Below are 12,646 nucleotides of genomic sequence, written 5' to 3' on the forward strand. Positions count from 1 at the left end.
CTCCGCTGTAAATGAGAATGCAGCGAGCCAATCCTAGCCCAAGCAGTCAGGCAGTAATAGCCAAAGAGTGGCAAAAAACGTTTCAACGCTAGAGTATCTAGCGATGGCAGGATTCACCGTTGAATGATCCTAACGGGCCATAATGCAAGAGCTCGGAAGGGTGAGATGCCTACCTAGCAAGCGCAATTGCAACAGAGACTATCAAGATCGCCCTGGACGCTCTAAAGCACGCGAGGGTAAACGTGCGCGGTCAGCGGCGGCATACAGTGCTCTAACAAATTGTAAGCCTAGCCGGGCCACGTTGGCCCGAATCAACTACCTCCCCCGCACGGATGGCTGGGGCTCTTCGGCAGTGAGCACATCTCAGGGGACAGAAACACGGAAGGAAGAGACCAATACAATGTAGAACGTCATCGCTGAGGTTTGATTGCATCGCTCACGACGCACCTATTCCGCTAGTTGCGGCAAAATTACCTTTCCGTAGTGCGAAATCACGGGTCGGTGCCCCCTCTACAATCATGAGTTATGCCCAAAAATCAGCGATCGCGAGAGAAATTTTGGCGCTCGTCCGCCGACATCACGTGAATGTCCGTGTACTGCTTGCCGTCATCGTATTGGCCAAGGGTGTAAGTCATCCACACAGGCTGCGCCAGCATGCCCATGTTGGACTCCACGGACGCCTTGGCGAAGCATTTTTTGCGCCCTGACTCCTTGTTGTTCGAAAGGCTCTCAACTTCGTGGATGCCTGAAACTTTGGCCCAGACGTTGCGGCCTTGTCGGTTAAGCATGTCGACGTAGCTGTTGCGGGAATTTTGAGCCTTGAGAGTCAGCGCCTCCTTGACCTGTGGGTCGGAGCAGGTTCGGCTGTCAGCCAGAGCAATGCCGGAGCACATCATGGACAGGACTGCGCAAGCAGTGACTCGAGTGAGAGGGTGTTTGAACATTGGAGCAATCCTTGATTCGGTATTCTGTGTTTTGCAGGTTGCTTTTAGGTGTCGTGATGATAAGGCAAAAAGCCATCATCAATGTCGGTGAATTCAAAAAACTCAGCATTCCCCACCAAATCATGCGCATCCGATAGCTGAGCTGACATTCGCGATGCAAGTGCATGGGAGATGACCTACTCGCGTATCACCTGCTGGCTGGAATTGGAAACGCGCGATGCCTAGTCCTATCAAAAACGCCTCAGATTCAAAACTCGTCCTCGGCAAGATTGTAGGTCGTCATGTTGCCGTTCTGGACTTTATACAGAGTGAGCGTGAGGTCGCTGTATTGCGTGCCCCTGGACGTCTTTTTCTCCTCAAGCGTGAATTGTTCAGAGCGGGAAAGGTAGCCGGCGACAAGATCTCTATAGCGCACATCATAGCTACCAGGCGTGACCGCTTTGATCGTGAAACGACCGTGTGCGGGAATGAAAACAAAGCGAGCTGGCTTGGCGTAGTTTCCGGTTAGAGATACGAGCTTTACAAAGACGTCTGAACTGTTTTGCCCATTGTCGATGGTGACAGTAGAAAGCCCGTTGGAATTGGTTTGAGGGTAACCCTTTACATAAGACGCCTGGGTTGGCCACGGTTGCCCATTTGGCGCCTTTGCAGGTCGCGTCCAAGCTCGCTTAGCAGTAGTGCCGGCATTCGTGGTGGACGCTTGAGCTACAGGTTGGCGAGTTGTGACTGTCCCAACAGCGTTTGATGCGGGTAGTCCAGTGGGCGAAGTCAGCTTGCCTTGATCGCCATTCGCAGTAACTTCAGATAGGTATGGCTTTGGGCCTCGAGGTGGCGAATAAGTGTGCGTCTGCGCGTTCATCACCGCTGAGGTAATGCCGGTGACAACCACAGCAACGACAGCTAACTGCACAAAAAACCGACGCTGCGTAAGTCTCCAAGCATTCCTGAGGCGGACACTGTCGCCGCCGAGCGCGGTTAAAAAAGCTTCAATAGTTGCACGTAACTTGGCTCCTTCATCATCGACGTATCCACCGCCGGACTTTTTCTTACGAGGGATTTTCTGCGCCAAGCTAAGCGCGTCCATGGCGACCGCGCGTGCCATATCTGGACGGCCTGAGGCCGCGAAATACCATGCCTGATGTGCAACCAATCGTGCGTTAGGTAATACCGGCTGATTCCCTCCGAGCAAATTCACCCAAAGGGCATGGATGGAATATATCGGGCCCCACGGAACACCCCACCAACCCAGCGTCCAGGTAATCGCAGATGCTTGAAGTGCTTTCTTTTCGGCGCAAGGGCTACAAAAAATCCCTTGGCTCATTGAGCGTAGTGTGAAAACCAAAAAGCTTTTGGCCTTCAAAAAGATCACATACCGAGGCTGCGCAGATACTTTGCCGCAACATGAGCAGACGATCGGATCGGGAACCTCGAACGCTTGCGCGGTGCCCTCGTCTGCCGTCTCCACTGACATCGTGTCGTATTCGGCTCGAGACTCTGGTTCACTCAGTACGGCATAGGCTTCATTAAGATGCTGAAATTGGCTGGTGGCACCAGTTGACGCGTTTCGATCTGGATGTAGCTCCATCGCTCGCCGGCGATAAGCAGCTTTGATCGATGCCCCATCAGCCTCAGTATTTACTCCAAGAATGGCGTAGAAGCCCTTAGGATCCTTGCTGCCCATCACGCCACATCCCTGTCTTGTTTTAGTTTTTTCGTACGCATGATGTGGCCATCGACAAGAATCAAAGTCCCTTACGTCGTGCCATATCTAGCTTACTGTTTGTAACCAAATTGGTTCGAACTGATTCTAGGGCAAATCGCCACCATTCAGAAGGATCAAATCTATTCGGACTCACGCTCCTATTTTCAATCCGGAAGTTGTGTTGATCTCTTACCTGCTGTGAGTGCGATCGAAAGATCCATGGCCAGGCACCACCAGGTGAGCCTAGGAACGATCGCTCAGGGCATGACGGGGCTGAAAGAGTACTGTCGAGGTGTTCTGCATCACGCAGTTGAAGCGCACAGAGGCTACGTGTAACGCAGTTTTGTGCGATGTAACACACCCAACGTTACAGTGAGAAAAGTACGTTACAAACCAATGGATATGGGGGTGAAACCTCTAAACTGTACCGATGAGGGAACCCGATTTGTTGCAAGCGCCAGCCTTTCCGATGCAGCCGTAATCACCTTGAACGACACAAGATTTACCGCCGTCGATAACCCAAGTCACCAGGTGATCTTGATCTCTATAAATGCAGGAAACCCTGGCTGCGCTCTCCAAAGATTTCAGGTGGCTTAAAAAGCTAGCCGCGACTCACGTCGCGAATAAGCGACCTGCCCTTCTCTACGAGTCGAGTTAGGCGTTCACTGCGGCCTTCACTTTTCATTGCCAAAGAACCGGATCCTAGGCAAAAGCAGCAGAAATCAATCGAGTCGACTGACCTAAAATTTCTGGTTGCCAGGATTGGGCGAGACTGCAAGATCCCTGCTTTTGTTTTGCTATCAAATAAGAACTCCGATTTCGTTTTTTGGATTCAAGGGGCACTGCCAAAATATTTTTTTAGTGACTGCCTGGCGCTGCTGTTATCGCTAACTGAATCAGACGGTGCTGCCACTCTTTCCTAGCTCAAAGTGCTGACTCCGCGCCCTTGTGCCGAAGCGGCAGCCGGCCATCTTCCCCCCCACCACATACGCATGGTGCTCGGCATGACCAGTGCCGACACGGCCCAACCTACGCTCCACGACGCACATGCATCTTCGCATTGGGCAGTTGCCCTTCGGTGGACATTGAGTCGTGCGTATACTTCGCTTCTTCTCAATTGCTTAAGCTTTCCAATGAAAAAACTGCTTTCCGTAGTAGCGCTAGCCCTCTCGGTAATTACCCCCGCCTTCTCAAGCCCTCCCTCGACCTTTTCCGAAGCCAAGGTCGTCGCAAAGCAGAAGATCTACCTCGACCAAGCGAACAGCTCCATGGGCGAACTTTATTGCGGGTGCAAATGGACGTGGGTTGGCAAATCAGGTGGTCGTATCGATGCTGAGTCATGTGGCCTTAAGGCCAGAAAGCAAGAGAATCGGGCAGAGCGGACTGAGTGGGAACACATAGTTCCAGCCTGGACATTCGGCAACCAACGTCAATGCTGGAAGAATGGTGGTAGAGAGCACTGTGTGGACGATGATCCTGTGTTCCGAGCAATGGAAGCAGACCTGTTCAACCTTTACCCATCTGTTGGGGAGGTGAATGGCGACCGTAGCAATTTCAACTACGGCATGGCCTCTGGGGTAGCGCCGCAGTATGGGCAGTGCAAGACGCGAGTCGATTTCGATCAACGCGCAGCGGAACCGCGTGACGAAGTCAAAGGGCTTGTCGCGAGAACAACCTTTTACATGTTCGACAGATACAAGCTGAGCATGTCTCGTCAGCAGCAACAGCTACTGATGGCTTGGGACAAGCAGCACCCAGTTTCGTCTTGGGAGAAAGAGCGTGATAGGCGCATCGCAGCAATCATGGGGCACTCCAATCCATTCGTAACTGGCGAGCGTCGATGGTCGCAAGGATACAAGGCAGTTGGTGACGGTGTGGTTAGCGCCGCTCCTGTTAATCCCCCGCGCGCGCCAGCTCAGCCAACCCTAGCGAGCGCGAGCGGAGTAGGTTCGATCATTGGCAATCGGAAAAGCCAGGTCTACCACCTCTCGATGGGGTGCCCTGGTTATGGGCAGGTGTCTGCGAAAAATCAGATCTCCTTCACGTCAGAATCTGAAGCTCAGGCGGCGGGATATCGCAAAGCAGGCAACTGCAAATAGTTGTTTCTCGTTGAAGCCCGGCCTTGCGAAACCGAGGCCGCCACCCAATATGTGACTGGCATATGCGCCCTGTTTGCTTTTTTCATCTGATAAAGTCATTCACCACAGGCGGTCGCAGCTAATGCTTGGGTGCCCTTCTTCAATCATCCAATGAGCCGATCGCTAACTGCCAATTAGGAGTAAAAATTGCTTACCCGTCCCGACAAAGACGCGCTCCGTGCACTGCTGGAGTCGCAAGTCCAAGAGAAACTACAGCACGACCCAGAAGCGGTAACGACCTATGCGGCCCAACCTGTACCAGACAGAAAACCGTACACCAGCAAACCCACGGTTCAGGACAAGGCATTTCACAAAGAGCTCGAGCAGATGCGTGCAGATGCCGAGGCTGGAGTGATACATACGCCTAAGCGCGAGCCGGAGGACGGAGGACGGAGGCGCTCCTAGCCTTAAGCTTGATGACTATCCGGATTTATAAAATATGTCGTTGAGATAGTAGGCGTTGAACAGCTTGGTGCCCGTCCTCCGCCCCCTCCCTCTCCTATCGACCGACAAGATCGAAATGTTCGCGGTCATTGGTTACTTATAAGCCTCTTGTCCAAGAAGGCGTTCTAGTAGCTGCTCGATCTGCGTCCCCTCATACCGTGCTTTCAGCTCCTCAAACTTTGCCGCTTTACGTTCGCCAGTGAGAAGGCTAATGCCGTGGAGCGCATTGATCAGTTGCTGAGAATCCGTCAGCTCGTCCCTCATTGCTAGCCAGGCAGAGTTGACCTTTTTAACGAGACTCTCAGCTTCAAGACTCAGGGTCTGCGATTCAATCAGCTTATTACTGTGTGTCATGGTCGTTAGGCCGGTTAGCGTCTGCTCGAGAGCGTGGAGCTGCTCTGTAATTACCTCTGCGCTATCCAGTGAAACGGATCGACCTTCCACGTAAATCGTGTCGTCTTGGACGCAGTAAATGGCTAATGCCCCCTCCCCACCTCCCGTGCAATCCAGCGCCAGAAAGTTTCCGAGACGCAAAGGGTGAGGAATCCAAGTATGGCCTGTGCATACTCGCCAGATGCCTTGGACGCCAGCCCGATAGTGCTTGATGACCCGCTCCCTTCCCCACAGAGCCAACTCTTCGATCTGGGCATTGTCCAAACTCCCGACGAATTCCTTCCAGGACATGCCTGCGGGAATATCAGCATGGACGACACCGACAGTCCCGCGCGCTGACTCGATCTCGATTACGGTAGGAAGGCTCTCAAATTTCTCAATGATCATTCCTTTCGATTCGTCGGCGATGGTCGACCACCACCCAGCCCCGTGTGCGGAGTAGCGAGCTACTGGATTCGCCCGGTAGGCGTCGATTAGCATCTGCTCGTGATTGCCCAACACTGTGAAAAACCAAGGTTCACCAAGAAGCTTCAGACCATCCAGCACGCCTGGCCCACGATCAATTAAATCCCCAACGGCGACGACTCGGTCGACCGCGCTGTTGAAGCCAAGCGCCCGGAGCCCCTTGTGCAGATCAATGGTTTTGAAGTGAATGTCGCCGACGACGAAGTCACGACCATGTTCATTGCGGGGGAGCCTCAACAGCTTCTGCTTCATGCGCACATGTACTCCGGAGAATCAGCCGTTACTTTGGCATGATGGAGGTATTGTCTCCTTTCCCAGCAGGATCCCCAAGCTCTAGCAAGGTGCATTGGCCGGGCGGTCACAACACCATTATCCGCCCGTCAGCTCAACTTTTTTCAACGACAGCCGTGGGAAGTACTTGCTTGAATCAATTGCTCCTCTCACTCTGAGCCCGCACCCAAATTCATCGGAGTCGCGGCTTGGCTGATAAAGCATGGAAACCACGCTTGCTCATACGAACTCATGCGTGAATTCCGAGCCTTCGATGTACGGGAACCGTTTAGAAATTGCTGGTGTTGTCAGCTCGTGTTCAGTGACGGCAGATGGACAGTCAAATGCCAAATCGACTTGTCTGGCCAAGAGAGTTTTATCGACGAGCTCTGCACAAAATAGGGCTCTCGGAGCCACGATTTCAGCCAAGGATCGCTCTCCAATTTCGTCAGTTTTAACCTTTCGCCAGCAAGCCCGATAGCTGCGGTGTAACGTGATTTTATGCATCGTAACAGTCGTAGAGTTACAACCAGAAAAGCGTCACAAGCCAATGAATACAGCGTCAAGAGCTCAAAACTGTCATTCAAACCCCACTGCGTAACTGGCTCACTGGCACCTCAATATGAGGGCTGCTCTTCCGAAAGACCTAAGTCAAGCCGGGCGTGGCCCGAATGGGCGATTAGACGAGCTGACTGAGGCCTGGGATCCGGACAGCTTGGCAACGCCGAGGTGAAATAAGGCATCCGTAATACGCTTCTTGAATCAATCATGACGGGCCAACTGTGGAGTGACTCGCCCAGGGCATGTGAAGATTTGGGGTCGAGCTGGGCTTAAGCCCGAAGAAGCGATAGCAAAAGTTGCTTTAGCTCCGCAGCCCAACAAGTCGTCTATCGAATCTCACACAAGAATACCCCTCTCTAGGCGACCAATAAGGTCAAGCACAGCGTTCGTCTCCACCCTCGTATTTATCATATCCAGTGGACGCTTCGAACCGAGCCCCCGCACCGGTGTGCTCATCCATTCCGTTGCTGCGGCGACATCGTTCTCGAACAGATAAAAGGCTTCCTCAAAGACAGCTACCAATGCGACCAAGCGGTCGCTTTCTAAGGTGTTGAACCGCCCTGCTTTGACTCTTCGCGCCATCGTTGCGGGCGACACGCAAATAGCCTTGGAGATATCCCCTCGCTGTACCTGAAGTAGGCTTGCTATCCGGTCAAGGAATTCGAAAGGCAACCCTTCGCGAACTAGATCATGAAGCCTGGTACCGCGTGACGGCAGCCCGAGTGTCATCCAAATGCTCTGTGGGATCTGGGGCCCTGGTTGGTATTCCTTAATCGATGACAGCACTTTCACCTCCATCTGAAAACCTAACACCAAGCCGTGCCAGGTGGCCCGAATTAGCGATATCCCCATTGCCCGCCACGTAGGATCGGTCAGACCCAGGAAGACATGGTATCGAGAGGTGGTAGTTCATCCTAGCCTGTGAGCTTTCGTGACTTCCACGAAATACCACGCACCGCTTCGCTCGTTTCGAAATCTACACTTGTTGCATGACAAGCGCTTCAAGCATGGATAGTGTCAGCGCCATGAATGCCTCAAAACCAGCCCTCCCCGACTCGATTCCTCCGTCAATGCTGGCGAGCGCAGACTTGCTTGTAACGAAGTCAGCTTTCCTGGCCGGCATGGTCGCGCCTGAAACCGCTGCGTCCTTGAGCAGACTGTTGATGGACACTGACGCCCGTTTTTCAAGGATCATCGACGGCTACCACACAGAGCCTGAAGCTCTGAAGAATGCACTGAACTCAGCGAACCCGCAGTCCATGCTGGAGACGGTACCAGAGCTTCGTCGACGTATCGTAGCGGCGCTAGCCCACCACTATCGCCTTCTACAAACTCCAGCTGGGAATGGGGTTGTGGCGAGAATGATCGCTCACCAGCATTTGGCTCAGCTCCGGTTACATCCGCAACTCTGGTCACTTTCTCGCGGCTTGATCCGAAGGCGTGGGGAGTATCACGCTGCCCGAACACGACTGAGAGCACTCAAGATGTTCAGCTTTCTGGTGGTGTCCAGCGAACTGACAAAGCCCTTCTCGGCTTCATTGAGTTCATGCTTGATGTCTGCCATGAGGAGGTGGACTACATGACTTCAGCCCTGAGTCGTCCCAGACTACGTGAATCTGTTATTTATGCCTTCAGCACAACCCCGCGCTTAACAGAGGCCGGTCTCAAATTTGAAACTGCGCCAGCATTCCTCGCTCTGTTGATCCAGGGCGCGCTTCCTCGCTCTGAGTTCGTGATCTTTACCGGACTTCAGTCTGAAGACGCAAGCGATCAGCTCAACAGGCTGATCAACCTCGGCGTCGTGGTGAGCCCTCCATCTAACCCCCGTACATTAGAGGTAGGCCTACCAGCCTGGTTTGCAAAGCATATCCTTCCCGGTTTGCACACAAGCGTTAGTAGCTGATCGCCAAGATGCAGCCTGGTCGGTACGACGAGAACTCAGTCAGTAAACTGCTCAGGGAGTCAATGGTGATACGAAACCAAGTACGATTCACACTACGTTGTGAGCCTATACGCACGAGCACATTGCGGGTGTCGACGCAGAAGCAATGGATCTAGACGTGAGAACAACCATGCCTTGAGCATCGAAGTAAAACTCCTTCATCTCGAATCAATCCAAAACCTTCTCGCACCGTACCGCTATCTGTTTTGCGTAAACATCGAGGCGACTTGTGATGAGGTTCGAGTGGACGAATGTCCAAAGTCTCTGACGGTCGCCCCCGATCAGATAGATACGATTGAGATTGGTCTGGTGAGCCAAAGCCCGCACGGGACGCGAGTAAAGTATAGGTAAGCATGTCGCTCGATTTAAAAAATGAGATGCAGCCTACTTATTGTCAACCACTAAGTTCTCGCAACATCCCATTTACCATTATTTTTACACTTGGAGGTGGCGAGTTTGGCTTCAACCCATTGTTTACCACGTCTCCACCATTGCCCATCGCTACTAGAGATTCGAGTACTTCAAACTCTTCCTCAGTCATTTCAAATGTCAAAGTTTCCTGTTGATTCAGCTTTGCTCGTGCCCTTTCTTTCTGTAATCTTTCCAAGATGCTCATTTCATTCCTCCGTAAAATTATTTAACTTGGATATGTGGTGCAGTAACAACTCCTTCGAAGATTAGCACGTCTTTCGCAGAGTGTTATATTTTATTAGAATATTGTTAACAGCACTCTATTCTGATGCGCTGAAATTATAATCTCAAACAATTTAATCGGTGGCGCCACAACGCTGTCAAAATATATCCGTCGCGGATGGGGTGGCATCAGGCGCCCAAATCTGTCGCTGACCATGATGGCGATTTCGGTAAGAGCGGATGATCATATAATAGAGAAACTGAATAAAATAATTTGCACTTACAAATAAAAATCAGATCAATTGAGCTTCGTGGGAACGCAACAATATCACTATTTCTTATACCAGTTTGCGGGGCCAGGAGGGGTAGACTGAAGGTCAATTTTTTAGGAAAAATCTATATAAACCCGTTTGATCAATCCGTCGACGAAGACAATGAGTACGTGCTTCTGAGTAGTTATGGTTAGATACTATTAACGCCTCGCAGTAGCATTCATTCAGAATGAATGCTGAAAAAACAGCCTAAAATCAAGTGATCTGTTTCATAGCCTTTACAACCCACACCATTCGTCGGGAAAAATTTAAGATGGCCAATTGCGATCTATAGTGATTTTTAACTGCTGACGGGTGAACATATGAGATCAATTCGCCTCTTTACCTTATCTGTATTCGCAATACTAATTTCTAGTTGCGTGAGTCAGCCATCGACATCAGAAAATCAGGCAGAATATATTAAACCTGCTTCGTGCCCCGGGGGACGATTTTGCAGTGACAATTGTCAGCCATTCGGAAATAGTAAGATTTGTAGGTCTTATTGTTATGCGGACGGAAGAGATACAGGACAATGTACTCTAGGGTTGAATTGCCCGCTACCTTGCAATTGCTCTAAAGTAGACGAAGTAGCATCGCCAACCCCGTAGTGATTCGAAAGCAGCATTAATTTTTCCAGAGGGCATTGAGCAATTTTTGCTCAACTAGAAAAGTATCTTACATGGGAATACCACTAATTATTACAACCTTATTCACACTGATAAGCTTTATAAATTATTAGGAGAGTCAGATATGACTGATGATCAATTGACGGAGGCGGTAGGATTATTTGATGTGGGAACTCTCACTGGGCTATGTGAGCTTGTGTTAGAAAATACTACGCCCGCTGGTTGGGATGTGGTAATCGTCTCCGCGGGTGCAAATTTTTACTATCGCGATGGATCAAGCGATACGGATGGCCCTAGAGCAATCCAATTGCGTGGCGGTGAAAAAACCTCATTTTTTAGCAGAAAGCCTAGTGGATGCACAAATAGAATTTTCTTGGCAATTACTGTAGTCGCCAGAGGTGAGCCAGGTAGCAAAACATATACCGCAAATATTGATGACGTTAAGCCTGATGAGTGTATGCGCATCAGAGGACTAAGCTTTGGGCCTAAGAACAACATAAGCGAATCTTTGCTGAAAAAATGCGATTGGGCAGATGGCTTTATAATTACAGCCTGTTAAGGGAATATTACGCGTCAGACTGTGCAGGAATGCCAACCTGCAATTAATTGAGAGTTCTTCTGGTTGCTATTTTATTTTTACGCTTACCTTATAAAAGGTCGACATACTAAAATTTGAGCATTCAATGAGCAGAGGACGACATGACAGTTTTGGACTACTTTAAACCAATAAAACTTCTCTTGAAAGAGTCTACAAATGATGAATTTGTTGCGCTAAACATTCAAGAGGCGAAAATTGATCACGCACTCACAATGCCCCCGCTTCCAGCAACTTTTTCCATTCGCAACGAGATGACCGCTGTAGAGGATCAGGGAGGTCAAGGCTCATGCACTTCGTTTTGTGTTGTCGCATGCTTAGAGCATATGCACCAGCGAGATCTTTCTGAGGCCCTTGTAACACACGAGGCAGAAACGACATATGGCGACTGTAGCGAAGGTCTCGCGCTTATACATGGCTATCAACAATGCAGTAGCTTGGGTTCTGTTGACGAGGCTCTTTGGCAATATGATGCCATGCAAACATGCTGGGTAGTTCCGCCAAATATAAGCGGTGCTGCTCGATATAAATACAGCGGAATAGGATTTATCTATCAAAGACCACGAGCTGATATTCTTAATATTATGCGGAGCTCATCCAGTTTGCCGAAAAGTCCAGGACTACCAATGACTTTTTCTCTTCAGCAAAATATTTTCGCCCGCCGTAAACCGGTATCTGTAAGCGTTCCAGTTGTACTTGATGCTTGGCCTTGGTCAGGTGAAATCACTATGCCTCCTCCTGCTTTGGTTAGTCAGTTTATACAAACAATGACTCCTCCAAACACAAGTGGATGGCATTGCATTGCAATATGTGGTTGGGATAACACCACTGGCCGTTTTTTGTTTAAGAATAGCTGGGGTAGTTTTTGGGGCGACAACGGTTATGGAACAATCCCATACCAATATATTGATATGTTTAGTGATACAGCAATGGTTGGCTGGTAACCTACCCTGGCTTAAAAAGAGGCAGGCTCTGCATCAAATCAGTGGTGATGTTTTGGCGCCTGTGCTGCGGTAATCGGTACCTAGCCACCCTCTTCTTATGCAGCCTGTCGACGCAGGGTCAGGATGGCTGCTCCGAAGCAGATGAACATCGACCCAACTACCCGGCTGACCCACCGGAATAGTTCGAGACGGGTCAACACGCCCTTGGCCGCAGAAACCAGTGCGGCATACACACTAAGAGAGGTCACCGAGACCGATCACGCGAGCTTTATGGCTCCGCCCTGGATATCGTCACGCGCCATTCGTAAGTCAATAGCGTCTTGGTTGAGCCGATGAATCAAGTTCAGCAACCGTTGGCGTAGCACTTCGTCTTGGAGCTGCTCAGCAGCACGCATCACATCAAGCGCCGTTGCCTCATTGTTGGTGGCAACGGCGTCGAGCAGTTTGCGCATGCTTCTTGATGGTCGATTCATATCCAACTCCCTGGATTTCAGTGACGCGAATCATATGGCCAGAATGTTTCATCAGTATTTCAGCTGCACGAACTGGCTTGAATCACCGGCTCCGGCTCATTTGACGCTAGCTGGAGGGGTGCCCCGTGAGGTGTCAATTACGCTTGTCGGGCCAATCCGTGATGTAGCTAAAGCGCTACCATTAAGCCGGGCCTTGCCCGAATGA

10 protein-coding genes and 1 pseudogene are annotated in these 12,646 nt (G+C 50.7%); 3 read left to right on the forward strand and 8 right to left on the reverse strand.

All coding sequences use genetic code 11. The annotated features are described in order from the left end of the window. Positions 1-536: 536 nt before the first annotated feature. Positions 537-944, reverse strand: coding sequence for a hypothetical protein (locus tag PMI36_RS14325; protein ID WP_008072272.1), 408 nt, complete (start codon positions 942-944; stop codon positions 537-539). Positions 945-1,191: 247 nt separating this feature from the next. After that, positions 1,192-2,625, reverse strand: coding sequence for a J domain-containing protein (locus PMI36_RS14320; RefSeq protein WP_008072273.1), 1,434 nt, complete (start codon positions 2,623-2,625; stop codon positions 1,192-1,194). Positions 2,626-3,779: 1,154 nt separating this feature from the next. On the opposite strand from PMI36_RS14320, the gene PMI36_RS14315 reads away from it, so the two are divergent. After that, complete coding sequence (locus PMI36_RS14315) at positions 3,780-4,745, forward strand: endonuclease (protein WP_032830441.1); 966 nt, start codon at positions 3,780-3,782, stop codon at positions 4,743-4,745. A 576-nt stretch (positions 4,746-5,321) separates the two neighbouring features. Here the strand turns inward: PMI36_RS14315 and PMI36_RS14305 are convergent. The 4 genes from PMI36_RS14305 to PMI36_RS14290 form a co-directional block, all read right to left on the reverse strand. Next, positions 5,322-6,338 (reverse strand): metallophosphoesterase, encoded by a 1,017-nt coding sequence (locus tag PMI36_RS14305; protein WP_008072276.1) that lies wholly within the window; start codon positions 6,336-6,338, stop codon positions 5,322-5,324. A gap of 915 nt (positions 6,339-7,253) precedes the next feature. After that, the gene (parS, locus tag PMI36_RS14300) at positions 7,254-7,646 is read right to left on the reverse strand and encodes a type II RES/Xre toxin-antitoxin system antitoxin (RefSeq protein WP_238543575.1); all 393 of its coding nucleotides are present in this window, start codon (positions 7,644-7,646) and stop codon (positions 7,254-7,256) included. Between the two features lie 247 nt (positions 7,647-7,893). After that, entirely contained in the window at positions 7,894-8,112 is a 219-nt protein-coding gene (locus PMI36_RS0129625) for a hypothetical protein (protein ID WP_032830442.1), read from the reverse strand. A gap of 1,141 nt (positions 8,113-9,253) precedes the next feature. Next, complete coding sequence (locus PMI36_RS14290; protein ID WP_008072280.1) at positions 9,254-9,475, reverse strand: hypothetical protein; 222 nt, start codon at positions 9,473-9,475, stop codon at positions 9,254-9,256. Positions 9,476-10,553: 1,078 nt separating this feature from the next. On the opposite strand from PMI36_RS14290, the gene PMI36_RS31455 reads away from it, so the two are divergent. Together PMI36_RS31455 and PMI36_RS30650 are read left to right on the forward strand one after the other, a co-directional pair. Continuing rightward, a complete protein-coding gene (locus PMI36_RS31455; protein ID WP_157214951.1) occupies positions 10,554-10,988 on the forward strand; it encodes a hypothetical protein in 435 nt (144 codons plus the stop codon). A 140-nt stretch (positions 10,989-11,128) separates the two neighbouring features. Continuing rightward, on the forward strand, positions 11,129-11,968 hold the full coding sequence (locus PMI36_RS30650) for a C1 family peptidase (protein WP_008072281.1): 840 nt from the start codon (positions 11,129-11,131) through the stop codon (positions 11,966-11,968). A gap of 95 nt (positions 11,969-12,063) precedes the next feature. Here PMI36_RS30650 and PMI36_RS32025 read toward each other — a convergent pair. After that, positions 12,064-12,225 (reverse strand): annotated as a pseudogene (locus tag PMI36_RS32025) (LysE family translocator); the annotation flags it as partial. Beyond that, a complete protein-coding gene (locus PMI36_RS14285; protein WP_008072282.1) occupies positions 12,226-12,441 on the reverse strand; it encodes a hypothetical protein in 216 nt (71 codons plus the stop codon). It abuts the pseudogene before it with no gap. Positions 12,442-12,646: the final 205 nt, after the last annotated feature.

It is taken from the genome of Pseudomonas sp. GM79 (assembly GCF_000282495.1).
Taxonomy (GTDB): Bacteria; Pseudomonadota; Gammaproteobacteria; order Pseudomonadales; family Pseudomonadaceae; genus Aquipseudomonas.